Consider the following 26,170-nt stretch of genomic DNA (forward strand, 5'->3'; position numbering starts at 1 on the left):
CCTATGAAGACACTGCAATTGGCGGGATTGACCCGCGCACTGAGCGCCAGCCGGCGCACGTGGATTTTCGGGGCGGCCATGGCGGTCGCCGGGGCCGCGCATGGCGCCCCTGTCGAAATCCAGGTCTGGCACACGTTGAGCGGCCCGAACAAGGCCGAATTCGAAAAGCTCACCAAGAAATACAACAAGGAACAGAAGGACGTGGTCGTCGAACTGCGCGACTTCGACAGCGCGCAGAAGCTGCATGCGGAAGCCGCCGCGGCCATCAAGCAGAAAAAGGGGCCCAACCTGGTCCAGCTGGCCGACAACCGCTCGCCGGAAGTCGTGTCGCAGCACAAGGCCATTCTGCCGTTGTACCAACTGCTGTCCAAATACCCCATCAAGGACCTGAACTGGTTCCTGCCGGCCACCTCCAGCTTCACCCGCGACGCCAAGGGCCGCCTGCTGGCGTTCCCCTGGATGGCCGAAGTACCTCTCATGTACTACAACCTGGCCTACTACAAGAAGGCCGGGCTCGATCCCAACAAACCCGCCCGCACCTGGGCCGACCTGCAGGGCGAACTGCTCAAGCTGCGCGACGTCGCCAACATCGAATGCCCGTACGCGTCGAGCGACCAGGTCCAGGTCCACCTCGAGAACCTCGCGCCGGTCAACAAGCAGCTGTACACCAGCAACGACAACGGCCTGTCCGCCAGCAAATCAGCGCCGGCCTTCCAGTTCAATACGCTGTACATGCGCCACATATCCCTGATGGTCAGCTGGAAGCGCTCGCTGCTCTTCACCGCGCATTCCGACGACAACCAGAGCGATGCCTTGTTTGCCAAGGGGCAGTGCGCGGTGCTGACCTCCGGGTCGGGGTCGGCCGGCACATTCATGAACACGCGTTCCCTGTCGTTCGGCGTGGCGCCGCTGCCGTACTACACGCAGGCCACCCAGGAGGCGGGCAGCCCATTCGTCAGCGGCTCCGCATTGTGGGCGATCGACGGCCATCCGCAGGCGCAGGAAAAGGCCACCGCCCAGTTCCTCGCTTGGCTGGCCAAGCCGGTCAACGCCGCGGAATGGCACCAGCGCACTGGCTACCTGCCGCTCACCGATGCCGCGTTCCGCGCTTCGGATGTGTCGTTCTACGACAAGATCCCCGGCGCGCACGCCATCATCCAGTCGATGCAGGGCAAGGCGCTGAGCACCAGCCGCGGCTTCCGCATGGCCAATTACGAACGCGTCGAAGCCGTGCTCAACGACGAGCTCAACCAGGCGTTCGAGGGCAAGACGCCTCCCGTCGCGGCGCTCAACCGCGCCGCCGAGCAGGCGCGCCGCCTCGCGCAGCAGCGCTAGCGCGCAAGGCCTGGCGGCGCGCCGTCAGGGCTGCATTCCCGAGCCGGCCGCGGGCCGGCTTTTTTTCGTCCGCCTGACCCGCGCGAGCCGGTGGATGTGTCTCCCGCAACAGAAGGGCGACCTGTCCGGCACAAGTACGCGACACGAGGAATGAACGAAAAACTCCGTTCGTATATGTCGGTCTAGGCGGGCCGGCCGCGGCGGTACACCATGCTGGCCATGCGCTCCGTTCCGGGGGCGCGCCTGGATACGGGACGAGCATGGTTCGATTCTTCCTTCTGGTGTTGGCGCCATTCTGGCTATCCGGTTGCGCGCAGTGGTCCGGCGCCGCACCCGGCTGGCAGGACGACGGCTTGCCGGCCGGCCAGTACGACTTCAACTGGCGCTTGTCGGGCGATCCTGCCGTCGCGCCGCTGCAGGTGTTCAGCGGGGTCGGCCGCACCTGGCTGCAGTTCGCGCCAGGCCGCACGCCGCCGGCGCTGTTCGCGCAAACGCCGGCAGGGCTGCAGCCCTTGCCTTATAAGCGGCGCGACCCCTATGTCGTGGTCGATGGCCTGTGGCCGGCGTTGGTCTTGCGCGGCGGGCATCGCATCGCGCGAGCCGACCGCGACGCCGCCGGCCATGCCGGCGCGCCAAGCGATGCCGCGCCGGCTTTGCAGTCCGCGGCGGCGCAATTGCCGCCTGCCGCTCCGCCGCCGGTCCCGGTGGCAGGCCCGGCGGCTGACGTCGCGTCGCCCAGCTATCGCGCCGGCCCGCCCGACGCCAGCCTGCGCGCCGTGCTGGCGCGCTGGGCAACCGACGCCGGCTGGACCTTCGAACCCCAGCATTGGGCGGTGGATGCCGATATCCCGTTGGCCGGTACGGCTGACTTCACGGGTGATTTCAAGCAGGCAGTGCGCGAACTGCTGGGCGCGACCGAAATGTCGGACCGACCGGTGCAACCGTGCTTCTATCTCAACAAGGTGTTGCGCGTGGTGCCGTTGGCCCAGGCCTGCGACCGCTCCGTCGCCGCGGGAGCCCGCACATGATGGCCCGCATGACCGCGGCGGGAGCCGTGCTGCTGTGCCTGGGCGGATGCGCGGTGCAGCAGTCCTTGCAGAGCCTGCGCGAAGCCATCGCCGGCGTGCGCGACCAGGTGGACGCAGACCAACGGCAGTTCGCCGCCGCCGTGTCCGACCGTGCCGCGCGAATCGCCGCACAGGACGTCGGCAAGCCTTGGCTGGCGGGCCGCGCGCAGCCGTTGGCCCGCGATATGGTGCTGCCGCCCGCCCTGCGTGGCGATATCGACACCACTTTGCTGTTCGCCGGCCGGCTTGATCTCTCCTCCTTGGCCGAGCGCCTGGCCCGCGCAACCGGCATTGCGGTCCGCGTGGCGCCCGACGCGCTGTTGCCGCAGGCGCTGTTCCTGCCCCGGCTGGCGCAACCCGCCCCGTCCGACCTCGCTGCGCCCACGCGCGTGCCAGTCATGGCCGGGCCGCGGCCCTTGCCCGATGCGCTCGACGCCTTGGCCGCCAGTTTCGGCGTGTACTGGCGCTACCATCGCCATGCCATCGAGTTCTATCGCATGCAGACCCGGGTATTCGATGTGTCCGGGTTGACCCTGTCCAGTCGCGCCGACGCGCGGCTGGGGCGCTCCGGCACCAGCGAAGAGGGTGGTTTCGACAACACATCGAACACGGCGCTTTCTTCCGGCGAGCACAATGCCTTGCGGGCGGTTCGCGACCGCATCATGCCGTTCCTGACGCAAGCCGGGTCCGTGGCCGAGATCGACAGCGGCGGCACCTCCCTCGTGGTCACCGACACGCCCGAGGTCCTCGACCAGATCGCCCGCTTCATCGAACGCGAAAACCAGGCATTGACGCGCCGCGTGCGCTTGCTGTTCGAAGAGATCACCGTCTTGACGAAGGCATCGGACGAAGGCGGCATCGACTGGGCAGCCGTCTACGACAGCGCCCGCCTGGCCGTCACGGCCGCCATCCCGGCAATCGCCGGGAACAGCGCCGGTTCGCTCGGCGTCACCGTCGGGCAGGGGCCGCTGCAGGGGTCGCGGGCCATCGTCTCGGCGCTCAGCCAGACCGGCGCAGTGCTGCGGCACAGCAGCGTGCCGGTCCTGACGCTGAACCGCCGTCCCGTCACGCACGCAGTCCGCACCACGTTCTCGTACATCGACCAGGTGCAGAGCACCGCGGTGCCCGGGGTGGACGCATCGCTCGGCAGTGCCGCGCTGCCCTCGGTCTCCATCAGCCAGAAACAGGAAACCGTGGGGACCTTCCTCACGCTGGTGCCCGACGCCCAGCCCGACGGCCGCATTCTGTTGTCCATTGCGTACGACAACACCGTCGCCCAGCCCATCAAGAGCATCACTTTCGGCGAGGATGGCAATCAGGTCCAGGTGCAGCAGATCACCATCGACGGCAACGGCACGGTGCAGCAGGTAGCGATCAGCCCTGGGCAGCCCGTGATCCTGTCGGGGTTCGACCGCCGCCAGGACGAGTACGATCGGCGCCGCCTGTCCGCCGATGCGCCGCTGCTGGCGGGCGGCCAGGACCGCGCCTCCACCGATCGCATGACCACGGTCGTGCTGGTCACCGCGCAAGTGGAAGAGGGCATCTGAATGCCGGTCGCCGCCGCCAATCCCGTATTGCTGATCGATAGCCCCGTTCCTGGGCAGGCATTCGCCTTCGGCGTGTCGTGGTTTGCGCTGGTAGGCAGCCATCCGCAGTCCATGGCGCGCGCCCGGGCGCGGCGCCAGCGCGCCACCCATTATGTGGTCGGCGGCCAGGGCGCCGTGGCCGGCGGCTGCGCCAGGCTCGCCGCGGGCCTGCGCCGCCGTCCCGTTCACGCCGCGGCGCAGGCATTCGCCGCCCAGCATCCCGATGGCACCGCCGCCTGCATTGCGCAACTGCCCGATGGGCGCTGGTGGCTGGTCGCCGCCCAGGATGGCGCGGTGCTGGCGCGCACCGATCGCCTGTATGACGACGTCGACGCGGCGGCCGAGGCCCTGCGGACGCTGAACGCCCAGCATCCGTCGCTGCGGCAATGCGACGGGGCGGCGGCATTGGCCGCCGTGCTGGCGGAGGCGGACAGCGCTGCGTTGATGTCGCCGGTGCGCTCGCGCTGGGCCCTGCTGCCGCTACCGGTGCGAGCCTTTGCCGTGGGGCTGGCCGCCGCGCTGGTCGTGCCGCCGGCATGGCAAGCCTGGAGCAAACCGCCACGGCAACCGGTGGCCGTGCCGGCCATGTCGGCCGAAGCCGCCTGGGCGCTGGCGGCCGAGCAGTTCCGGCGCAGTCGTCCCGTGCATTCGCTGGGCGAACTGTCACGAGTGCTGGCTTCGCTGCATCGCCTGCCGCTCGGCGTGCAAGGCTGGCTGCTGCGCGAGGCGCATTGCCAGCCCGGGAGCCAGGCCTGGGCATGCCGGGCCACGTATGCCCGGCAAGGCGTCCAAGCCGCCAACGACGATTTCGCGCGCGCCGTGCCCGCCGGCTGGGGCGTGCACTTCCGTCCGCTCGACACGGCGGAAGTGTCATGGACAGTCGTGGGCGACGGCGCGACGCTGGCGACTGCCGTGCCGCCTGGCGCGGTGCGCGTGGAACGGGACCTGGCCAGCGTCCTGCAGCGGGCGCGACCGGCCTTCAACCGCCTCACGCTGGGGCCGGCGGTCGCAGTGGACATTCCGCCGCCGCGCGACCCGCACGGGTACCCCTTGGCCGCGCCGCCCATGCAGCCCGCGACGCGCCAGCGCCTGCTCGCGCTCGAAGGGCCGTTACGTTCCCTGGCATTGCTTGCCGACCAGCCGCTGGTTGTCGCGTGGTCGTCCCTGGCCCTGCGCCTCGCCGCAGGCCGCTCGCCGGGCTTGGCCGTCAGCGCCTTGACGGCCGAACTCCAAGGAGTCCTCTATGAGCAAGATTGAACCTCGTTCCCCCGTTCGCCGGCATGCACGGTTCCGAACACGCCTGGCGGCCGCCGCGATCGCCTGTGGTGCGATGCCCTGCGCGGCCGCTCCGGCCGACTCCACCGGCGCGCCCATCGCCGAGCCGGCCGGCTGGGCGGAGGGCGACACCGTGCGCGACCTGCTGCGCGCCGATGCGCAGGCGGCCCAGACGGCGCGCCACCCGCAACAGGCCGCCGATTGGCTCGGGCCTTCCCACGCCGGCCGTCCGCCTTCCTCTCCGCATGGCGGGCTGGCGGACCAGGTCGACGTGATGGCCATCTATGGCGTGGGCAAGTCCTTGCACGCGGATGTATCTGTCAACGGCCGCATCGCACGCTACCGGGCCGGCCGCGCCTGGCCCCTGGAAAGCCAGTTGTCCGCGGACGGCGAGCGCTATGCGCTGCTATCCATCGATGTCCCTTGCGTGCGCCTGCGCAAGGCAGGGGCGCCCTTGACCGCATGTCTGCTGGACCAGGATGTCATCCATGACTGACACTTGCGCTCCCGCAGCCGGCAACCGTGCTGCCGCCGAGGCGCCCTGGCTGCGCACCGCCGACGACCTGGCGCGCATCGATCCGGCCTTCGTACGCACCCTGGGCGACGAGTTCGACCTGGCATCGCTGGCCGGGCGCCTGTGCCCGGTCTTGCTCGAAAATGGCGCCGCCGCCGTGTTTGCCCTGCAGGACTACCTGCACGGCGACCAGATCGCCGAACTCGAGCGCCTCATGCGCCTGCGCGGCTATCGTCCTGCCGCGGTGCCGCGCTACATATTGCCGGCCGACTTGCTGCTGGGCGTGGCGCGCAACCAGGTGACCGCCGCCACCTTGCGCGATCGCCGCGGCGCGGCGCCCGCCTCGCGTCGGTCCGCGCTCGCGTCGGTCTTCCTGGACTTGATCCGCTGGGGCGTCGAGCATCGCGCCAGCGACGTGCACATCAATGTCGGCCAGCCGCAGGGCAGGTCCGAGGTGCGCTACACCATCGACGGCGCCTACGTCGCGCCCGGCTGCTTCGGCAACCTGTCGGGCGCCACGCTGCTCGAGGTCCTGTCGGTTGCCTGGATGGACGTGCGCGGCGGCAACGGCGCGGTGTTCGACCCCTTGGCGGAACAACAGGGGCGCATCGCACTCCAACTCGACGGCCGGCCGGTGACCGTGCGCTGGGCCTCCCTGGCCACCGACGCGGGGCCATCCGTCTGCCTGCGCCTGTTGCGCCTGGATGCCGCCGAGGGTGGCGCCACGCTGGCCGAACTGGGATACCTGCCGTCGCATATCGCCGCCCTGGAGCGCGCCCGCGACCGCGCCGGCGGGGCCATCGTGATGGCGGGCATGGTGGGCTCCGGCAAGTCGACGTCCATGGCCTCGCTGATGCGCGGCATCGCGCCCACGCGCAAGGTCATCACGCTCGAGGACCCGGTCGAGTACCGCATCGGCAACGCGCTGCAGAACACGGTGGGACGCACGCTCGATGCCTGCGTTTCATCCACGTTCGACGCCAAGCTCAAGACCATCAAGCGGTCGGCCATGGATGACCTGCTGATCGGCGAGGTGCGCGACCGCGATACCGGCAGGGCCTTCATGGACCTCGCCGGGTCGGGCTCCAATGTGTACACCACCACGCACACGGGCTCGGCCTACATGATTCCCGAGCGCCTGGCCTCCGATTTCATCGGCGTATCGCGCGACTTCCTGGCCACGCCCGGCGTGCTCAAGCTGCTGGTCTACCAGGCCTTGCTGCCGCGCCTGTGTCCGCGCTGCGCCTTGCCGTTCGACCGCCTGCCGGCGCAGGATGCCCAGCCCGTGTCCTGGCGCGACTGGGCACGGGCCTTCGCCGTTGCCCATCGACTCGATCCCGCCAGCCTGCGCGCCCGCAATCCCGCCGGATGCCCGGCATGCCGGCACCCCCAGCTGCCCCAGTTGCATGGCCTGGCGGGGCGCACGGTGGTTGCCGAAATGCTCGAGCCCGACGGCGACGATCGTTTCCTGCACCTGGTCCGTCGCCGTGACAATCTCGGCCTGCGGCGTCATGTCGCGGCATTGTCCCGCAGTGCCGCGGACGACGCCGACATGACCGGCAAGCGTGCCGTCGACTGCGCCCTGTACAAGGCGGCATGCGGGCAGGTCGATCCGCGCATGATCGCCAGCCGCTTCGACATGCCCACGGCCTTGCTGTCGGCCGTCCCGTTGCGGCTCGTCGCCGGAGGCCAGCATGCCTGAAGGCGTCGCCATGCTGCCGGCGGCCTTGCGCCAGGGGGCCGCCCGCCTCGCGCTATGGCGCGACGCCCTGCTTTTCCGCCAGCAGCGCGCCGCCTATTACGACTACCTGGCGGACTTGCTCGACAGCCTGCAGGGCCACAAGACGCTGCGCGACATGTTCGATGACGACGCGCGGCGCTACGGCGGACATACGGCGCGCGGCAGGCTGGCGCGGCACTGGAGCCAGGCCTACCAGGAGTCGGGCGGCGACCTGGCCGCCGCCTGGGGCGGTGTCATGCCCGAAGACGAACTGCAGCTGATCGCCACGGCACAGCGGGCGGGCGGCGGGGCGCTCGCCGCGGCCCTGCGCGATCTCGCCCAGGCGGTGCGGCTGGTCGGCCAGGCGCGCGGCACCCTGGTGGCCGCCAGCGCGGCCGGAGTGCTGGCGCTGGCAGTCGCTCTCGGGCTGCTGTGCGCGGTGCCGTACTTCACCGTGCCGCGCCTGCAGCAGGTCTTCCAGGGCCTGCCGCCCGATTACTACGGCACGCTCACGCGCAGTCTGTACGAGCTCGCCGACGCAGTGCGCCGCTGGCTGGCGTTCTGGGTGATCCTGCTGGCCGGCGGCGCCGGACTGCTCGCCTGGTCGCTGCCCATGCTGTGCGGCCCCTGGCGGTCGTGGCTCGACCGCTGGTTCCCGTGGCGGCTCTACCGCGATTTCCACGCCATTCGTTTTCTCGCCATGCTGGCCGTGCTGGTGCGGCAGCGCGGCAATGTGGATACCCGCCTGCGGCAGGCGCTGGCGGCGCAGGCGTGGCATGCCAGGCCCTGGCTCGCCTGGCACATCAACGCGATGCTGGCGCGCGTGGACCGCGGCCAGGTTGGCGCCGAGACGTTCGATACCGGCCTGTTGGACCGCGAGACGGGCTGGTTCATGGCCGACATGATCGCCGCCCGCGGCGTCGAGGCGGGCATCGCGCAGGCGCGCTTGCGCGTCGAGTCCCGCACGCTCGCCGGCGTGCGTCGCCGGGCGCTGGCGCTGCGCTGGGCGTTGCTGCTGGGCGCGGTGGGGGCGGTGCTGGCCCTGGCCCTCTGGCATTACGCGGTGATCGACGAACTGCGCCGCGCCCTCATCAATTTCTACGCCAGTCGCTGAGCGCGCCTGGCTCCGTTACTTCCGTTTCCAGGAGCGTTCCATGCCTTATCTTCGTCCCATCGCCATGCCCGGTCGGCAAGGCGGCTTTTCCCTCATCGAGGTCTCCATCGTCACGGCCATCGTGCTGCTGGTGGCCATCATCGGCATCCCGGCCATCGGCGCCTATGTCATCGAGAACAAGGTGCCGAAGGTGGGCGAGGAACTGCAGCGCTTCGTGGCCCGCATCAAGGCCAATGCACAAGGTGCCGGGCCGACGCCCTATGCCGATATCGATACCCGCGCGCTGGCCAATGCGCTGCGCGATTCCAGCGTCGTGTCGGTGAACGGCACGGGCGCCAGCGCCGTGGTGGCGCACGGCCTGGGGGGCAACGGTTCGGCGGGCAACGGCAATATCACCGTCGCGCCGGTGGCGGTGGCCATGGGCGGAGCCGGGTCGGGTTTTGCCATTACGCTCGGCCAGGTCAATCATGCCGCCTGCCCGGCGCTCGCATCCGTCATGCAGCGCGTGTCCGACATGATCACCGTGGCGGGCCAGGGCGGCCCGGTCAAGGTCAAGGACGACACGATCACTCCCCGGCTGGCCTACAGCGCGACTGCCGCGGAGGCCCAATGCACGCAGGGAGACAACAACACCTTCGTCTTCACGGTGCGCTAGGAGCCGCTCGCATGGTTGCCTTGTCTTCCGTCCGGAGCCGCGGCCGCGCCGCCGGCGCGGCTCCCCGGCTCGGCCAGCGCGGTTTCGCGCTGGCCGAGCTGGCGCTGGCTGTTGCGCTGACCACCATGATCCTCGTCTGGGCAGCCAGCCGCATCGTCCACGAGGTCGACGATGCCGCCGCGCGGGCTACCGGTGTCTGGCTGCTCGAGCTCAAGCGCGGGATGGACAACATGCTGCGGCAGCATTTCGCCGACCTGGCCGAAGGGGTAGCGCCCGTGGACCAGGCCGGATTGCCGCTATATGCTGACCCTCTCGCCCCGCGCCTGGCCGAGCTCAAGGCCCAGGGGCACCTGCCGTCCGGCTTCCCGGAATCGGGCGCCATCGGCGGCGGCGCAGCCATCCGCATTCTGCGCGATGCCCGCTGCCCCGAAGCCGGCTGCCGGCTCGACGCGCTGGTCCACCAGGCCGAGCCGCTGCTGGCCGGCGGCGCCGCGCCCGACCTGATGCGCATCGCGGCGGCGGTCGGGGCGGCCGGCGGCTATGGCGGCGCCGCCACCGCCACCCGCGTGCGTGGCGCCAATTTCGATTTCCCCAATCCGCCGGCGTCCGGCATGGCCCCGCTGGCGGCCGGCACGCTGGCGGCCTGGGCCGCCCTGGGGACGGCCGAATACGACCTGTTCGTGCGCATGCGCGACACCCGCGACCCCGATCTTCGCGGCCCGCTGTCGGTTGCCGGGAGCGTTTCCACCGGCGGCCGCCTGCGCACGGACGAATTCTTGTCGCTGGGAGGTATCGCCGCGGCCGGTGCGGCCTGCCCTGAGGCCGGATTGGTCGCGCGCGATCCCGACAGCACTTTGCTGGTGTGCCGCGAAGGCGCCTGGCTACCCGCCGATACCGGTTTCGGCGGGGCCTACGCCTACAATAATCGCTACGGTTGCGCGCACTATTCGGGAGTTTCCACTGCCAACCCGCGAACCGGGACTTGCGCCTGTCCGGCGGGATACCGTGCGATTATCGTCTCGGCGGGAGGCAAATGGACCGAAACCGAAGGCTGGACGACAGGATACGTCTGCGTCCGGTAGGCAGAAGCGCAGGGGCGGCTGCTGGCGCCGGGCTGCCGAGGCTCTATATAATCGAAAATTCGCCTCATTCCCGGTTCGTCCCAGCATGAAATCCTCAGAGATTCGCCAGAAGTTCCTGCAATTCTTCCAGTCGAAAGGGCATACCATCGTTCCCTCGGCCTCGCTCGTGCCGGGCAACGACCCGACGCTGCTCTTCACCAATTCTGGCATGGTGCAATTCAAGGACGTCTTCACGGGCAAGGAGACGCGCGCCTACACCCGGGCCACTTCGTCGCAGCGCAGCGTGCGCGCCGGCGGCAAGCACAACGACCTGGAGAACGTCGGCTACACCGCGCGCCACCATACGTTCTTCGAAATGCTGGGCAATTTCAGCTTCGGCGACTATTTCAAGCGCGACGCCATCCAATATGCCTGGGAGCTGCTGACCACGGTCTACAAGCTGCCGGCCGAAAAACTGTGGGTCACGGTCTACCAGGAAGACGACGAAGCCTACGATATCTGGGCCAATGAAGTCGGCGTGCCGCGCGAGCGCATCATCCGCATCGGCGACAACAAGGGCGCCCGCTACGCCTCGGACAACTTCTGGCAAATGGCCGACACCGGCCCGTGCGGGCCGTGTTCCGAGATCTTCTACGATCATGGCCCCGAAATCTGGGGCGGCCCTCCGGGCTCGCCCGAAGAAGACGGCGATCGCTACATCGAGATCTGGAACCTGGTGTTCATGCAATTCGAGCGCGACGCGGCTGGCAACATGGAGCGCCTGCCCAAGCCCTGTGTCGACACCGGCATGGGCCTGGAACGCATCGCGGCGGTGCTGCAAGGCGTGCATTCCAACTATGAAATCGATCTGTTCCGCCACCTGATCCAGGCCGCCGCGCGTGAAACCGGCGTGACCAACCTCGAGGACAACTCCTTGAAGGTCATCGCCGATCACATCCGCGCCTGCGCGTTCCTCATCGTCGACGGCGTCATCCCCAGCAACGAGGGGCGCGGCTATGTGCTGCGGCGCATCGTGCGCCGCGCCCTGCGCCATGGCTACAAGCTGGGCCAGACCAAGCCGTTCTTCTACAAGCTGGTGCCCGACCTGGTCGCCGAGATGGGCCAGGCCTATCCCGAGCTGGCCCAGGCGGCCGAGCGGGTGGCGCAGGTGCTCAAGCAGGAAGAAGAACGCTTCGGCGAAACGCTCGAGCACGGCATGAAGATCCTCGACGGCGCGCTGGCCGGCGTGCCGGCCGGTGGCCAGCTCGACGGCACCACGCTGTTCACGCTGTACGACACCTACGGGTTCCCGGTCGACCTCACCGCCGATATCTGCCGCGAGCGCAACGTCGAGGTCGACATGGCCGGCTTCGAGGCCGCCATGGCGCGCCAGCGCGAGCAGGCGCGCGCCGCCGGCAAGTTCAAGATGGCCGAAGGCCTCAGCTATGAAGGGGCCGACACGCGGTTCGAGGGCTACGACACACTCGAGCTCGACGGCGTCAAGGTCGCCGCGCTGTACGTCGACGGCACCCAGGTCGACCGGCTGCAGGCGGGGCAGAATGCCGTGGTGGTGCTCGATGCCACCCCGTTCTATGCCGAGTCGGGCGGCCAGGTAGGCGACACCGGCCTGCTCGAGGGCGGCGGCGCGCGGTTCGCGGTGGCCGACACCCAGAAAATCCAGGCCGGCGTATTCGGCCACCACGGCCTGCTCGAGGCCGGCACGCTGGCGGTGGGCGATACGCTGCTGGCCCGCGTGGACGCCGTGCGCCGCGCGCGCACCGTGCGCAATCACTCGGCCACCCACCTCATGCACAAGGCCTTGCGCCAGGTGCTGGGCGCCCATGTGCAGCAGCGCGGCTCGCTGGTCGATCCCGACAAGACCCGCTTCGACTTCGCCCACGACGCGCCGTTGTCGGCCGAGCAGATCGCCCAGGTCGAGGCCATCGTCAATGCCGAGGTGCTGGCCAACCAGCCGACCCAGGCGCAGGTCATGGCCTACGACGATGCCGTCAAGGGCGGCGCGATGGCGCTGTTCGGTGAAAAATACGGCGATACCGTGCGCGTGCTGGATATCGGTTTCTCGCGCGAGCTGTGCGGCGGCACCCACGTGGCGCGTACCGGCGACATCGGCCTGTTCAAGATCGTGGCCGAAGGCGGCGTGGCCGCCGGCGTGCGCCGCGTCGAAGCCATCACCGGCGACAACGCCCTGGCCTGGGTGCAGAACCAGAACGCGCTGCTGCTGCGCGCCGCCGGCATGTTGCGCAGCACGCCGGCCGACCTGCCCGAGCGCATCGCGCAGGTGCAGGAACAGGTCCGCGGCCTCGAGAAAGACCTCGAGCAGGCCCGCGGCAAGCTGGCCGCCAGCGCCGGCAACGACCTGGCCGCCAAGGCCGCCGAGATCAAGGGCGTCAAGGTGCTGGCCGCCAGCATCGGCGACGTCGATCCCAAGGCGCTGCGTGGCATGGTCGACAACCTCAAAGACAAGCTGAAGCCGGCCGTCGTGCTGTTGGCCAGCGCCGATGGCGCCGGCAAGATCAGCCTGGTCGGCGGCGTCACCGGCGACCTCACCGCACGGGTCAAGGCCGGCGACCTGGTCGGTTTCGTGGCCGCCCAGGTGGGCGGCAAGGGCGGCGGCCGTCCCGACATGGCCATGGGCGGGGGCAGCGATGTCCAGGCCCTGCCGGCCGCTATTGCCAGCGTGCAGGGGTGGATCGATGAGCGCCTCTGAGCTGCCGGACGACCTGCCGGCGTTCCAGCAGGAGGTCGACGCCAGCGGGCTGACCTGCCCGCTGCCCATCCTGCGGGCCAAGAAAGCCCTGGCCCAGATGGACAGCGGCCAGGTCCTGCGCGTGGCCACCACCGACCCGAAAGCGGTGCGCGATTTCCAGGCGTTCGCCAAGCAAAGCGGCAATGTCCTGGTGGCGCAGCACGATGCCGGGGATTCGGCGCTGCACTTCCTGCGGCGGCGCTAGGGCCTGCGCCCGGAGGCAGCGCCGTACCGGCCGGGAGCCGGGCGGCGGGGCAGGGCGGCATGGCGTGCGGGGCCGGCCCGGGTGTATGCTGGTCGTCCCAGTCAGGTCGAAACCGGGGCTGTATTGCCAGGGCTCCCGTTTCAATGCTAGAATCTTCCGTTTTTCACAACTAATTCAAGGGATTACCTATGGTGGTGATTCGCATGGCCCGTGGCGGGTCGAAGAAGCGTCCGTTCTACAACCTCGTGGCCACCGATTCGCGCAACCGCCGCGACGGTCGTTTCATCGAGCGTGTGGGTTTCTACAATCCCGTCGCGAGCGAAGGCTCGGAAAAGCTGCGCATTTCGCTCGACCGCGTGCAGCACTGGACCAGCAACGGCGCGCAACTGTCTCCCGCCGTGGAGCGCCTGGTCAAAGACTACTCGGCCAAGGTTTCGGCCGCGGCCTGACGGCGCGCGTCTGGCGCAATAACCGCGCGTCGATTCGCCGCCCGGCTCATGCCTGACGCCGCCCACCCCGCCGCGGTGCCCACCGACCTGGTCGAACTGGGCCGCATCGCCGCGGCCTACGGAGTCAAAGGCTGGGTCAAGGTGCATCCGCATTCGGCCCAGTCCGAGGCGCTGCGCCAGGTTTCGTCCTGGTGGCTGACTCGCCCCGCCCCTGAATTGGCGCGGGGCGTTGTTGCATCCGTGCCGCAACCCTACACGGTGCTGCAGGCGCGCTCGCAGGGCTCGGCCATCGTGGCGCAACTGGCCGGCGTCACCGACCGCGACCAGGCCGAGGCCTTGCGCGGCTGCATGGTGCAGGTGCCGCGCAGCGAATTCCCGGCTGCCGACGAAGACGAATACTACTGGGTCGATCTCATCGGCTGCGCGTTCTACACCAACGCCGACGGCGAGCAGGCCCGGGTGGGCGTGGTCGACGGCGTGCTCGACAACGGCGCGCACGCCGTTCTCCGCGTCGTCCTGCAACGGGCGCCGGTGGCCGGCGGCGACCCCGAGCCGCGGCGCGACGCCAAGGGCCGGCCCCTCGAAATGCTGGTGCCTTTCGTGCGCGCGCACATCCTCGCCGTCGACCTGGCGGCGCGCCGCATCGACAGCAACTGGCCGATGGAATACTGATGCGCTTCGACGTCGTCACGCTCTTTCCGGACATGTTCGGAACCGTGCGCGACCTCGGCATCACCGGGCGGGCGCATGCCCAGGGGCTCTGGGCCCTGCATACCTGGAACCCGCGCGACTATACCCACGACCTCCATCGCACCGTCGACGACCGCCCCTATGGCGGCGGGCCCGGCATGGTCATGCTGGCGGCCCCGCTCGAGGCCGCCGTGGCCGCGGCCCAGGCGGCGCGCGCCGCGCAAGGCCTGGCGCCGGCGCCGGTGGCGCTGCTGTCGCCCGCCGGTCGTCGCTACGACCAGCAAGGCGCCCAGTCGCTGGCGGCAGGCGAGGGCATCATTCTCATTTGTGGTCGCTACGAAGGGGTGGACCAGCGTTTCATCGACCGCTGCGTCACCGATGAAATCTCCCTGGGCGATTTCGTCCTCTCCGGCGGCGAGATCGCCGCCCTGGCCGTGATCGACGCCGCCGTGCGGCTGCTGCCCGGCGCCTTGAACGACGGCGATTCCGCCTTGCAGGACTCCTTCAACGAGACGCTGTCCGGCCTGCTCGACAGCCCGCATTACACCCGTCCCGAAGTACACGCCGGCCAGCCGGTGCCGGCCGAACTCCTCAGCGGCCACCACGCCAATATCGCGCGTTGGCGCCGCGAACAGTCCTTGCGCCTGACCGCGGCGCGGCGCCCCGAACTGCTCGAGAATGCGCGGGCCAACGGCTGGCTGACGCAGGCCGACGAGCGTTTTCTCGCCGCCCTGGCCGCGTCTGGCGGGCGCGCCCCCAAGCCTTGAATCTGTCCGCGCGAACTTCCTAGGGAAGTCCCCATATCGCCGGCGGCCGGGCGCTGCTAGCATGTGAAAATTATGTAAATATGAAAATTTCACGTGCCTGCCGCTTGCCAGCCCGCCGTCCCGGTCGTCCCGGGTGCCAATGAACCGCGCAGCGCGGCGCGGGCGTCCGCGCCTGCCTCCATCATTGATTTCTGGCTGGGGCAGCAGTTGCGGCTGCTGCGCAAGCAGCGTGGCCGGTCGCTGGTCCAGGTGGCCAAGGCCTGCGGCATTTCGCTGGGCCTGCTCAGCCAGATCGAGCGCGGGCTCAGCTCTCCCTCGGTGAAGACCCTCAGCCTGCTGGCCGGCGAGCTGGGCGTGTCGGTCGATTCGCTGCTGCGCGGCGCCGGGCAGTGCGACACCGAAGCTGGCGGCCGCCTGGCCCGCGCGGGCTCGCATCGCCGCGTCGATCTCGACGACAAGGGCATCCACAAGGAAATGTACACGCCCCCGGCGGGTCGCACGCTCGACTTGTGCCGGGCCTGCATCGAGCCCGGCGGCTCCACTGGCGAAGAGCCGTTCTCCACCAACATGGGCGAGCAGGTCGGCCTGGTGCTGCGGGGCCAGCTCGAGCTCTGGTTCGAGGACCGCGTCGTCCTGCTCGGCGCGGGCGACAGTTTTTGCTACGACAGCCGCATGCCGAGGCGCTGGCGCAATCCCGGCTCCGATGTGGCGGAAGTCATCTGGGCCATCAGCCGCATCGACCACCAGGAGGGCGGCCCATGAACCAGGCGCCATGCGGGCGGGCCGGCCAGGTTTGGCTGGTCCGCCCGCATGGTGCCGGATGAGGCGCGCGGCGCGCGCTTCGCCTTTCGACGACCCTAGGGGAATATCCATGAAACTCAAATTTCTGGCCGCCGCGCTGGTGGCTACGCTGGCCTGCGGCGCGGCGCACGCCCAAACCGTGTTGAAAGTCGGCTCCACGCCGACCGGCAGCCCGTTCACGTTCCTGGACACCAAGACCAACACCATCGAAGGCGTGATGGTCGACATCATCAAGGCGGTCGGCAAGGAAGCCGGTTTCGAGGTGCAGATCGAACCCATGGCTTTCTCGGCGCTGATCGGGTCGTTGCGCTCCAAGCGCATCGACCTGATCTCGGCGGCCATGTTCATCACCGATGCGCGCAAGAAGGTGGTCAGCTTCTCCGACCCGGTGTACCGCTACGGTGAAGGCTTCATGGTTCCCAAGGACGACGACAAACAGTACAAGTCGTTCGCCGACATGAAAGGCATGACGGTCGGTGTACAGGTCGGCACAGCCTTCGTCGAGCCCATCCAGAAGAGCGGCATGTTCAAGGAGGTCAAGCTCTACGACAATCCGCCCGACATGATGCGCGACGCCAACGCCGGCCGCATCCAGGGCGGCTTCATGGACTACCCGATCGCGGCCAGCATCATTGCCAAGGGCAGCTATCCCAACCTGAAAATGGCCAAGAGCTACGAGCCCACGGTGGTGGGCAGCCTGGGCATCGCCACCCGCCAGGAAGACACCGAGCTCCTGGCACGGGTCAACAAGGCGCTGGGCAAGCTCAAGGCCGATGGCACCATCGACGCCATCCTCAAGAAATGGGACCTGGCGGATTGAGCGCCGCGCCGGCGCCTGTCGGCGGCCGGGGCCGCCGGCTGTTTCCGTATACCCCAAGAGGATGGACTGAACGATGATGGAGTTTTTCAACGACGCGCGGGAGTTCCTGCCGATACTGCTGCAGGGCGCGACCCTGACCATACTCGTGACCTTCGGGTCGCTGCTGCTGTCGACCCTGCTGGGCCTGGTATGGGCGCTGATGCGGGTGTCGGGCATCAAGCCGCTGGCCAAGTTCAGCGCCGGCATGATCAACGTGCTGCGCGGTATCCCGATTATCGTGCTGCTGTTCTACATCTACTTCGTAATGCCTGACATGGGCATTGCGCTGACAGCGGTGCAGGCGGCCATCATCGGCCTGGGCATCGCCTATTCGGCCTACCAGGCGGAGAATTTCCGCGCCGGTATCGAGGCCATCGACCGCGGCCAGATCGAAGCGGCCATGGCCATGGGCATGAGCTGGAGCATGACCATGCGCCGCGTGGTGCTGCCGCAGGCCGTCAAGATCGTGCTGCCGCCCTATGGCAACATCATGATCATGATGTTGAAGGATTCGTCGCAGGCATCCACCATCACCGTGGCCGAACTGGCCCTGCAGGGCAAGCTGATCGCCGTTTCCACCTTCAAGAATGCCACTGTCTTCAGCCTGGTCGCGCTGATGTACCTGGTGATGTGCGTGCCGCTCATCCTGTTCGTGCGGCACCTGGAAAAGCGGAGCGCCGCGAAATGATCCTGCTCAAAGATGTACGCAAGAATTTCGGCAAACTGGAAGTCCTGAAAGGCATCGACGCGGAAGTCCAGAAAGGCGAGGTGGTGTGCGTGATCGGCCCGTCAGGGTCGGGCAAGTCCACCATCCTGCGCTGCATCAACGGCCTGGAACGCTACGACGGCGGCCTCATCACCATCGATGGCGAGCGCGTCGATTGCGATGCCTCTTCCATCGTGTCGATACGCACCCAGGTCTCGATGGTGTTCCAGCGCTTCAATCTTTTTCCGCATCGCACCGCGCTCGAGAACGTCATCGAGGGGCCGGTGTTCGTCAAGAAGGAACCGCGCGCCCAGGCCATCGAACGCGGCCGCGAGCTGCTCGCCAGCGTGGGCCTGGCCGACAAGGCCGATGCGCATCCACCGCAATTGTCCGGCGGCCAGCAGCAGCGGGTGGCCATTGCGCGCGCGCTGGCCATGCAGCCCAAGGCCATCCTGTTCGACGAACCCACCTCGGCGCTCGATCCGGAACTGGTCGGCGATGTGCTGGGCGTCATGCGCAAGCTGGCCGAGGCCGGCATGACCATGGTGGTCGTCACGCACGAAATGAGTTTTGCGCGCGAAGTCGCCGACCGCGTGCTGTTCATCGACGGGGGCGTCGTGGTCGAGCAGGGCGCCGCCCGCGATGTGCTGAATCAACCGCGGCACCCGCGCACGCAGGACTTCCTGCGCCGTGTGCTGCATCCCATGTAAGGAGCCATCATGGCGCAGGCGCCATATCCGCTGTCGCATTCCCTGTGGGCCGCCACGGCCGCCCCGGCGCCCGAGACGCGGCCGCTGGAGGGTTCGGGCCAGGCCGACGTGCTGGTCATCGGCGGCGGCTACGCCGGGCTGAGCACCGCGCTGCACCTGGCCGAGCGCGGCATCGACACCTTGCTGCTCGAAGCGCGCGAAATCGGCTTCGGCGGCTCGGGCCGCAATGGCGGGCAGGTCATTCCGGGCCTGAAGTACGACCCGGATGAGCTGATCCGCATGTACGGCGCCGAGCGCGGCGAGCGGCTGGTGCGCTTTGCCGGCGGCACCGCCGACATGGTGTTCGACCTGATCGCGCGCCATGGCATGGATGTGCCGCATACCCGGGCCGGCTGGATCCAGGGGGCGCACACCGCGGACGCGTTGCGGATCGCCCACGGACGCGCCGAGCAATGGGCCCGGCATGGGGTGGCGGCGCGCAAGCTGGATCGTGCCCAGGTCGCGGAACTCACCGGCACCGACCGCTACCTGGGCGGCTGGGTCGATCCGCGTGCCGGCGCCATCCAGCCGCTCAGCTATGTGCGCGGCCTCGCGCGCGCCGCGTTGCGCGCTGGCGCGCGGCTGCATACCGGCACGCCGGTGGCCGCCTTGCGGCGCGACGGCAGCCGCTGGGTCGCCACCACCGCCGCCGGCGGCAAAGTGGTGGCGCAGCGCGTCGTCATGTGCACCAATGCCTATGGCGGCGACCTCTGGCCCGGCCTGAAACGCAGCATCATCGACGCCAACACGTTCCAGGTGGCCACGCGCCCCTTGCCGGACGCGGTGCGCGCGAGCATCTTCCCGCAGGGGCATGTCTCGTCTGACACGCGCAACTTGCTGCTGTACTTCCGCCTCGACCACCAGGGCCGGCTGCTGATGGGCGGCCGCGGGCCGTTCCGCGAGCCCAGGGGGGCGCAGGACTGGGCCCACCTCGAGCGTGTGCTGGTCAAGCTGTTTCCGCAGGCGGCCGGCATTCCTTTCGAGTACCGGTGGTGCGGCCGGGTGGCCGTGACCCGCGACTACCTGCCGCACCTGCACGAGCCCGAGCCGGGCTTGCTGATCGACATCGGCTGCCAGGGGCGCGGCGTCGGGCTGCAAACCGCCATGGGCAAGGCGCTGGCGGCCTTCACGGCAGGCGAGGGCGAGGGTGCGTTGCCGGTGCCCCTGACTCCCATCAAGGGGTTCCCGCTGTATGCCCTGCGGCGCATCTACGTGAATGCCGTGGTGGCCTGGTATCGCCTGAACGACGGCGGGCTGTAGGCGGGGCTTCAGCCCAATCGCACCGTCACGCGCAGGCCCCGGCCGTCCAGCCCCCCAGCGCACCAGGCCTTGCCGCCGTGCAGGCGGGCAATCTGCGCCACCAGGGCCAGGCCGATACCGCTGCCGCGCAGGCCGTTGCTGGCGGCGCGGCTGCGGTAAAAGCGCTCGAACAGGCGCGGCCATTCGGCTTCCGGTACGCCGGGGCCATTGTCGGCCACGCTCAACAGGGCCCCGCCTTTCGTGGTCGGGGTGCATCGCACTTCGATGTCGCCGCCCTCGGGGGTATAGCGCACCGCGTTGTCCATCAGGTTGCTGATCAGGATGCCGATCGCGTCGATATCGCCGTTGACGGTGCACGCGTGCGTGTCCAGCATGATGTGCTGGCCCTTGTCGCGGGCGGCCGATTCGTAGTCACGCACGCCCATGGATACCAGCGCAGCCAGGTCCACCGGGGTGGCAGGGCGCTGTTCGATGGCATCCAGGCGGGCCTGGTCCAGCAGTTGCTCGGATAGCCGCGTGGCGCGGCGCGCCACGGCCAGCAAGCGGTCCAGCGCGACTTGGCGCGATGCGTTCTCGTCGGCGGTGCGCGCCAGTTCGGCATGCGTGGTCAGGGCCGCCAGCGGCGTGCGCAATTCGTGCGCCGCGTCGGCGATGAAGCGGCGCTCGCGATTCATCGCGGTTTCCAGGCGGGCCAGCAGGCGGTTGACCGAGACGATCAGGGGCTGCAGCTCGGCCGGCATGCCGTCGTGCGGCAGCGGCGCCAGATCGAACGGATCGCGCGACAGCAGGGTCGCGCGCAACCCGTCCAGGCGCGCCAGGGTCCGGTTCACGACCAGCCTCAATGTCAGCGTCAGCAGCAGGAACAGCAGCGCCGACGCCTGCAGGCCCTGCCACAGCCAGGCGCGGAATTCGGCGCGCCGGTCCGCCAGCGCGATCCCGACCTGGATCTGGATCCGGTTGCTCACATCGTTGGAGGCGTACATGCGCCAGGGCTGGCCGTTGACCATGACGTTGGCATAACCGCTTTCGAAGCGGTCGTTCAAGGGCGCGGCGGGCGCGCCCGGGGAATGCGCCAGCTGGCGGCTGCCGTCGCGCGTCCATATCTGGAAATTGATCTGGGTCTCGAACGACACCTTGCCGCCATCGGCGGGCTCGAAGCCGATGGGGCCCTTCGCCTCGGTCAGCGAGATCGGCAACGACCGCATCGCGACGTTGGCGACTTCATGCAGTTTCTGGTCCCACACCCCCGTCTGGGTGCGTCCTTGTTCGTAGGCGTACCAGGTGAACCAGCTCGCCCAGTTGACCACCAGCGCCAACAGCAGGCCCAGCAGCAGGCGGCGTTTCAGGGAGGGCAATCCGCCACCTCGTTGATCCGGTACCCATAGCCATGCACCGTGGCGATGACGTTGTCGCCCAGCTTGCGGCGCAATTGATGCACGTACACCGCGACGGTATTGCTTTCGATGGTGCCGTGCCCGCCATAGACGGCGTCTTCCAGCTGCTCGCGCGTCACGGTGCGCCCCGCGCGTTCCATCAACGCCAGCAGCGTGAGATATTCATGCTGGCTCAGCGTGACCGCGGCGCCGTCGCGGCGCACCTGCCGCGTGGCAGGGTCCAGCGTGACGGCGCCGCAGGACAGTAGCGGCGTGACCCGGTTGCGGCTGCGGCGCAGCACCGCCCGCAGGCGCGCCAGCAGTTCGTCCAGCTGGAAGGGCTTGACGATGTAGTCGTCGGCGCCGGCATCCAGGCCGCCGATCCGCTCGCTCAACTGGTCGCGCGCGGTCACCAGTAGTACGGGCGTCGCGTCATAGCGCGCCCGCAAGGCCCGCAGCAGCGACAACCCCGATTCGCCCGGCAGGCCGATATCCAGCAGCACGGCGGCATAGCCCGCGCCCGCCAGCGCCAGTCTCGCTTCCGCGGCGTCGCGCGCCCAATCTACCGTCGCCTGGAGCCGCTGCGCCAGGCCGGCCTGCATGGCCTCGCCCAGCATGGGGTCATCTTCCACCAGCAATAAGTGCACGTGAATCCACCCGTTGGAACAGTGCCGCCCAGTATGCCGTGCAGCCATTAAAAACAATTTAAAACCCTGCCGGCACAATCTGCAGCCTGGGATAGGGTCCGCATGGCGCGGTCCGCCGATATTAAAAGGAATTGCGATGAAATGCGGAATGCGATGGGCCGCCGGGCTGGCCCTGTTGGGCGCTGCGGCCGGGCAGGGCGCGCAGGCGGAGAACTTTATCGGCGTGGCGGCCGCGTTCTTGCCCGAATATGACGGCGCCAAGGATTATCGTTTCCTGCCGGTGCCGCTGATCAACTATGAAAGCGGCCACTTCTTCATTTCGCCCCGAGCCGGGCTGCCGGCCACCGGCCTCAAGTGGGACCTGGCGCAAGACGTGTCGGCCGGGGTGTTCCTGGGCATGAGCCTGGGGCGCGACGCCGACGACGCCGACCGGCTCGAGGGCCTGGACGATATCGATTTCCATGGCGTCTACGGGGCGTACATGGAGTGGCATCCGGGCCGCTTCTCGCTGGGCGCGGCGTATCGCCAGGCCATGCGCAGCGGTTATGGCGGCACGCTGGAATTGCGCGCCAGCTACCGCGTGATCCAGACCGAGCGCAACATCGTCACCGTGGGTGCCAGTACCGAATGGGCCAGCCACGGCGACATGGAAACCTGGTTCGGCATCACTTCCTCGCAGGCCGCCAGCAGCGAAGCCGGCCTGAAACCGTATTCCGCCTCGGCCGGCTTCAAGTCGGCGGCCTTGTTCGCCAATTGGCGCTATAGCCTGGACAAGCACTGGGCGGTGGTCACCACGGTGGGCGTCAATACCTTGCTGGGCGACGCGCGCGACAGCCCGATCGTCGAGCGCGAGACCAGCGCGTTCGGCGCGCTGGGTGTCACGTACTCGTTCTGACGGCGGGGCAGTACGGCGACACTGGGGGTCAGCCCAGCTTGCCGCGCTGCTCGCGCACCTTGGCCAGCGTCGCATTGAACTGCGCCAGGCGCGCCTTTTCCTGCTCCACCACGGCCGCCGGGGCGCGTTCGACGAAGCTGGCGTTGCCCAGCTTGCCGTTGGCCTTGGCGATTTCGCCTTCCAGGCGGGCGATTTCCTTGTCGAGGCGGGCCTGCTCGGCCGCCACGTCGATCTCGACATGCAGCATCAGGCGGGCCGCGCCCACCACCTGCACGGGCGCGCCGGCATCGGGCAGCGCGTCCACCACGTCGACCTGGCTCAGCTTGGCCAGCGCGGCCAGGTACGGCCCGTTGCGCGTCAGCGTCGCGGCGTCGCCTTCGGCCACCAGCGGCACGCGTTGCGCGGGCGACAGTCCCATCTCGCCGCGCAGCGCGCGCACCGCCTCCACCTGGGCCTTGAGTTCGGCCACTGCGGCTTCGGCGGCCGGATCGACCGCGGCCGGGTTGGGCTGCGGATAGGGCTGCACGCTGACACTGCCGGGTTCGCCCGCCCGCCGCTTGCCGGCCGCCACCGACACCTTTTGCCACAGCGCCTCGGTGATGAACGGGATGATCGGGTGCGCCAGGCGCAGCACGGCCTCGAGCACGCGGATCAGCGTGCGGCGCGTGCCCAATTGCTGGGCCGGCGTGCCGTGCTGGATCTGCACCTTGGCCAGTTCCACGTACCAGTCGCAATATTCGTCCCACACATAGCGGTACAGCGCGTTGGCCACGTTGTCGAAACGGTAGTCGGCGAAGCCGCGCGCCACCTCGGCTTCCAGCGCCTGCAACTGGCTGACGATCCAGCGGTCCGCGAATGACAGCTCGGCGGCCTGTTCGCCGCCCAGGTCATGGCCCTCGGTATTCATCAGCACGTAGCGCGTGGCGTTCCACAGCTTGTTGCAGAAGTTGCGGTAGCCCTCGCAGCGCTTGAGGTCGAAATTGATGTTGCGGCCGAGCGTCGCATAGGCGGCCATGGTGAAGCGCAGCGCGTCGGTGCCGAAGGCCGGAATGCCGTCGGGGTACTGGCGCCGGGTGGCTTTCTCGATGGCGCCGGCCTGCTTGGGATTCATCAGCCCATAGGTGCGCTTGGCCACCAGGCCGTCCAGGTCGATGCCGTCGATCAGGTCGACCGGATCGAGCGTATTGCCCTTGGACTTGCTCATCTTCTGGCCGTCGGCGTCGCGGATGAGGCCATGTACGTAGACGTGCTTGAACGGGATCTGGCCGGTCAGGTGCGTGGTCATCATGACCATGCGCGCCACCCAGAAGAAAATGATGTCGAAGCCGGTGACCAGCACGCTGGAGGGCAGGTAGCGGCGCAGGTCGGGCGTCTCTTCGGGCCAGCCCAGCGTGGTGAAAGGCACCAGCGCCGACGAGAACCAGGTGTCCAGCACGTCCGGATCGCGCGTCAGCGGGCCGGCCACGCCAGCGGTGCGGGCCTGCTCTTGTGCCTCGGCCTCGGAATGGGCCACGAACACCTGGCCGTCCTCCGAGTACCAGGCCGGGATCTGGTGGCCCCACCACAGCTGGCGCGAGATGCACCAGTCCTGGATGTTGTTGAGCCACTGGTTGTAGATGGTGGTCCAGTTTTCCGGGTAGAACTTGATCCGGCCGTCGGCCACGACATCGAGCGCCACCTGGGTGATGCTCTTGCCGGGATGCAGCGTGCCGTCGGGGGCCGGCTTGCTCATGGCCACGAACCATTGGTCGGTCAGCATGGGCTCCAGCACCACGCCGGTGCGGTCGCCCTTGGGCTGCATCATCTTGTGCGGCTCGACCCGCACCAGGTAGTTCTGCGTCTCGAGTTCGGCCACCACGGCCTTGCGGGCCTCGTAGCGTTCCATGCCCTGGAACTGCTCGGGGCCGTTCTCGTTGATGTGCGCGTCCAGCGTGAAGATCACGATCATCGGCAGATCGTGGCGCAGCGCGCAGGCGTAGTCATTGAAATCGTGCGCGCCGGTGATCTTGACGCAGCCCGTGCCGAATTCCGGATCGACGAAATCGTCGGCGATGATGGGAATGTTGCGGTCGCACAGCGGCAGTTCGACCATCTTGCCCACCAGGTGCCGATAGCGCGGGTCATCGGGGTGCACGCACAGCGCGCCGTCGGCCAGCATCGTTTCCGGGCGGGTGGTGGCGATGGTCATGCCGCGCAGGGTGACCGTCTGGCCGTCCTTGTCGACGATGGTCTGCGGGCCGTCGACGAACGGGTAGAGGATATGCCACATGTGGCCGTCGACTTCTTCCGACTGGACTTCCAGGTCGGACACGGCCGTCAGCAGCTTGGGATCCCAGTTCACCAGCCGCTTGCCGCGGTAGATCAGGCCCTGCTGGTACAGGCGCACGAAGGTCTCCACCACGCCGCGCGACATGCGTTCGTCCATGGTGAAATATTCGCGCGGCCAGTCCGCCGAGGCGCCCAGCCGGCGCACCTGGCCGGTGATGGTATTGCCCGACTGCTCCTTCCATTCCCAGACTTTCTCGATGAACTTCTCGCGGCCCAGGTCGTGACGCGAGACGTTCTCCGCATCGAGGCGGCGCTCCACCACGATCTGGGTGGCGATGCCGGCGTGGTCGGTGCCCGGGACGAACACGGTGTCGTCGCCACGCATGCGGTGGTAGCGGATCAGGCCATCCATGATCGTCTGGTTGAACGCATGGCCCATGTGCAGGGTGCCCGTCACATTGGGAGGCGGGAACTGGATGACATACGGCTGGGGGTCGGTCCCCGTTTCTACGTGCCGGCCGGCCTGGAAGTAGCCGCGCTTTTCCCATTCGGCATACCAGTGCGCTTCCAGCTCGGCGGGCTCGAAGCTTTTGGGAAGGTCGGCGGTTTCAGTGTCAGGAGGGATCGGTGCGGCGGCTTCAGTCATTACAGGGTTCCGGCAAAACGGGGCCAGGTCGATACTCGGCCAAGCAAACCGTTAATTTTAAGATGTATTGGGGCCTTGACGGCGTGCTAGAATGTCGGGTTACTGTAAACCTTGCAGAAGTGCCTGTTTTTATTGAGGAATTGCGAAAACGGGCGGCAGCCGGAACCCGCGTTCCGGAACCTTCCGGAAGGTGCCAGTCTCGAATCCATGTCCCGGAGCGCGGCGCCGGGGCGGCCCCCGCATGCCGGTTCCGCCCGCGCTTTCGCGCCCCGATCAACCGAAAAACAGTCAAACCCAGTCTGGAGTTCTCATGTCCGTCGAACGTACCCTCTCGATCATCAAGCCCGATGCCGTGGCCAAGAACGTCATCGGCCAGATCGTCGCCCGCTTCGAAAGCGCCGGCCTGAAGGTCATCGCTGCCCGCATGCAGCAATTGTCGCGCGCCGATGCCGAGCGCTTCTATGCCGTGCACAAAGAGCGCCCCTTCTTCAAGGACCTGGTCGACTTCATGGTCTCGGGCCCCGTGTTCGTGCAGGTCCTGGAAGGCGAGGGCGCCATCCAGAAGAACCGCGACCTGATGGGCGCCACCGATCCCAAGAAGGCCGCGCCGGGAACCATCCGCGCCGACTTCGCCGACAGCATCGACGCCAATGCCGTGCACGGCTCCGACGCCGCCGAGACCGCCGCCGTCGAAGTGGCGTTCTTCTTCCCCGAAATCAACATCCACAGCCGTTGATCGGGTAACTTTTCCCCACAGCACT

24 protein-coding genes are annotated in these 26,170 nt (G+C 68.4%); 21 read left to right on the plus strand and 3 right to left on the minus strand.

The features are described 5' to 3' along the window. Positions 1-3: 3 nt before the first annotated feature. The 19 genes from ACKTT0_RS17020 to ACKTT0_RS17110 all read left to right on the plus strand — a co-directional run bounded on the left by ACKTT0_RS17020 (position 4) and on the right by ACKTT0_RS17110 (position 19,580). Positions 4-1,335: an extracellular solute-binding protein gene (locus ACKTT0_RS17020; protein WP_407850991.1), complete on the plus strand. Its 1,332-nt coding sequence runs from the start codon at positions 4-6 to the stop codon at positions 1,333-1,335. Between the two features lie 260 nt (positions 1,336-1,595). Then, on the plus strand, positions 1,596-2,363 hold the full coding sequence (locus ACKTT0_RS17025; protein ID WP_407850992.1) for a TrbG/VirB9 family P-type conjugative transfer protein: 768 nt from the start codon (positions 1,596-1,598) through the stop codon (positions 2,361-2,363). Beyond that, complete coding sequence (locus tag ACKTT0_RS17030; protein ID WP_407850993.1) at positions 2,360-3,949, plus strand: hypothetical protein; 1,590 nt, start codon at positions 2,360-2,362, stop codon at positions 3,947-3,949. Before ACKTT0_RS17025 ends, ACKTT0_RS17030 begins: the two co-directional genes overlap by 4 nt. Next, complete coding sequence (locus ACKTT0_RS17035; protein WP_407850994.1) at positions 3,950-5,245, plus strand: hypothetical protein; 1,296 nt, start codon at positions 3,950-3,952, stop codon at positions 5,243-5,245. Then, positions 5,232-5,759: a hypothetical protein gene (locus ACKTT0_RS17040; RefSeq protein ID WP_407850995.1), complete on the plus strand. Its 528-nt coding sequence runs from the start codon at positions 5,232-5,234 to the stop codon at positions 5,757-5,759. Before ACKTT0_RS17035 ends, ACKTT0_RS17040 begins: the two co-directional genes overlap by 14 nt. Beyond that, positions 5,752-7,479, plus strand: a complete 1,728-nt coding sequence (locus tag ACKTT0_RS17045) for a GspE/PulE family protein (RefSeq protein WP_407850996.1) — start codon at positions 5,752-5,754, stop codon at positions 7,477-7,479. Before ACKTT0_RS17040 ends, ACKTT0_RS17045 begins: the two co-directional genes overlap by 8 nt. After that, complete coding sequence (locus ACKTT0_RS17050) at positions 7,472-8,611, plus strand: hypothetical protein (RefSeq protein ID WP_407850997.1); 1,140 nt, start codon at positions 7,472-7,474, stop codon at positions 8,609-8,611. The genes ACKTT0_RS17045 and ACKTT0_RS17050 overlap by 8 nt, the downstream gene beginning before the upstream one ends. Positions 8,612-8,651: 40 nt before the next feature. Then, positions 8,652-9,266: a type 4 pilus major pilin gene (locus tag ACKTT0_RS17055; protein WP_407850998.1), complete on the plus strand. Its 615-nt coding sequence runs from the start codon at positions 8,652-8,654 to the stop codon at positions 9,264-9,266. Between the two features lie 11 nt (positions 9,267-9,277). Continuing rightward, positions 9,278-10,348, plus strand: a complete 1,071-nt coding sequence (locus ACKTT0_RS17060; RefSeq protein WP_407850999.1) for a prepilin — start codon at positions 9,278-9,280, stop codon at positions 10,346-10,348. Positions 10,349-10,433: 85 nt separating this feature from the next. After that, positions 10,434-13,055 (plus strand): alanine--tRNA ligase, encoded by a 2,622-nt coding sequence (alaS, locus tag ACKTT0_RS17065; RefSeq protein ID WP_407851000.1) that lies wholly within the window; start codon positions 10,434-10,436, stop codon positions 13,053-13,055. Continuing rightward, positions 13,042-13,299, plus strand: coding sequence for a sulfurtransferase TusA family protein (locus ACKTT0_RS17070; RefSeq protein ID WP_407851001.1), 258 nt, complete (start codon positions 13,042-13,044; stop codon positions 13,297-13,299). The genes alaS and ACKTT0_RS17070 overlap by 14 nt, the downstream gene beginning before the upstream one ends. 188 nt (positions 13,300-13,487) lie before the next feature. Further along, positions 13,488-13,748: a 30S ribosomal protein S16 gene (gene rpsP, locus ACKTT0_RS17075; RefSeq protein WP_094806305.1), complete on the plus strand. Its 261-nt coding sequence runs from the start codon at positions 13,488-13,490 to the stop codon at positions 13,746-13,748. 48 nt (positions 13,749-13,796) lie between these two features. After that, complete coding sequence (gene rimM / locus ACKTT0_RS17080; protein WP_407851002.1) at positions 13,797-14,420, plus strand: ribosome maturation factor RimM; 624 nt, start codon at positions 13,797-13,799, stop codon at positions 14,418-14,420. Beyond that, on the plus strand, positions 14,420-15,205 hold the full coding sequence (gene trmD, locus ACKTT0_RS17085) for a tRNA (guanosine(37)-N1)-methyltransferase TrmD (protein ID WP_407851003.1): 786 nt from the start codon (positions 14,420-14,422) through the stop codon (positions 15,203-15,205). Before rimM ends, trmD begins: the two co-directional genes overlap by 1 nt. 93 nt (positions 15,206-15,298) lie before the next feature. Then, the gene (locus ACKTT0_RS17090; RefSeq protein WP_407851004.1) at positions 15,299-15,967 is read left to right on the plus strand and encodes a helix-turn-helix domain-containing protein; all 669 of its coding nucleotides are present in this window, start codon (positions 15,299-15,301) and stop codon (positions 15,965-15,967) included. Positions 15,968-16,076: 109 nt separating this feature from the next. Further along, entirely contained in the window at positions 16,077-16,826 is a 750-nt protein-coding gene (locus tag ACKTT0_RS17095; protein ID WP_407851005.1) for an ABC transporter substrate-binding protein, read from the plus strand. Between the two features lie 73 nt (positions 16,827-16,899). After that, positions 16,900-17,553 (plus strand): amino acid ABC transporter permease, encoded by a 654-nt coding sequence (locus ACKTT0_RS17100; protein ID WP_028353532.1) that lies wholly within the window; start codon positions 16,900-16,902, stop codon positions 17,551-17,553. After that, entirely contained in the window at positions 17,550-18,281 is a 732-nt protein-coding gene (locus ACKTT0_RS17105) for an amino acid ABC transporter ATP-binding protein (protein ID WP_094806308.1), read from the plus strand. The genes ACKTT0_RS17100 and ACKTT0_RS17105 overlap by 4 nt, the downstream gene beginning before the upstream one ends. A gap of 9 nt (positions 18,282-18,290) precedes the next feature. Then, positions 18,291-19,580: an NAD(P)/FAD-dependent oxidoreductase gene (locus ACKTT0_RS17110; protein ID WP_407851006.1), complete on the plus strand. Its 1,290-nt coding sequence runs from the start codon at positions 18,291-18,293 to the stop codon at positions 19,578-19,580. Positions 19,581-19,588: 8 nt separating this feature from the next. Here ACKTT0_RS17110 and ACKTT0_RS17115 read toward each other — a convergent pair whose 3' ends face one another. Beyond that, positions 19,589-20,935 (minus strand): sensor histidine kinase, encoded by a 1,347-nt coding sequence (locus tag ACKTT0_RS17115; RefSeq protein WP_407851007.1) that lies wholly within the window; start codon positions 20,933-20,935, stop codon positions 19,589-19,591. After that, positions 20,923-21,600 (minus strand): response regulator, encoded by a 678-nt coding sequence (locus ACKTT0_RS17120; RefSeq protein ID WP_407851008.1) that lies wholly within the window; start codon positions 21,598-21,600, stop codon positions 20,923-20,925. The genes ACKTT0_RS17115 and ACKTT0_RS17120 overlap by 13 nt, the downstream gene beginning before the upstream one ends. A gap of 136 nt (positions 21,601-21,736) precedes the next feature. Between ACKTT0_RS17120 and ACKTT0_RS17125 the strand changes: the two genes are divergently transcribed. Next, the gene (locus ACKTT0_RS17125) at positions 21,737-22,495 is read left to right on the plus strand and encodes a MipA/OmpV family protein (RefSeq protein WP_407851009.1); all 759 of its coding nucleotides are present in this window, start codon (positions 21,737-21,739) and stop codon (positions 22,493-22,495) included. A 28-nt stretch (positions 22,496-22,523) separates the two neighbouring features. Here ACKTT0_RS17125 and ACKTT0_RS17130 read toward each other — a convergent pair whose 3' ends face one another. Then, positions 22,524-25,409, minus strand: coding sequence for a valine--tRNA ligase (locus ACKTT0_RS17130; protein ID WP_407851010.1), 2,886 nt, complete (start codon positions 25,407-25,409; stop codon positions 22,524-22,526). 310 nt (positions 25,410-25,719) lie between these two features. Here ACKTT0_RS17130 and ndk point away from each other — a divergent pair, with 310 nt between their 5' ends. Beyond that, a complete protein-coding gene (gene ndk, locus ACKTT0_RS17135) occupies positions 25,720-26,145 on the plus strand; it encodes a nucleoside-diphosphate kinase (RefSeq protein ID WP_028353525.1) in 426 nt (141 codons plus the stop codon). The last annotated feature ends 25 nt before the right edge of the window (positions 26,146-26,170 follow it).

The sequence above is a fragment of the Bordetella saccharivorans genome (genome assembly GCF_045862855.1).
In the GTDB taxonomy this organism is placed as follows: domain Bacteria; phylum Pseudomonadota; class Gammaproteobacteria; order Burkholderiales; family Burkholderiaceae_B; genus Bordetella_A; species Bordetella_A petrii_F.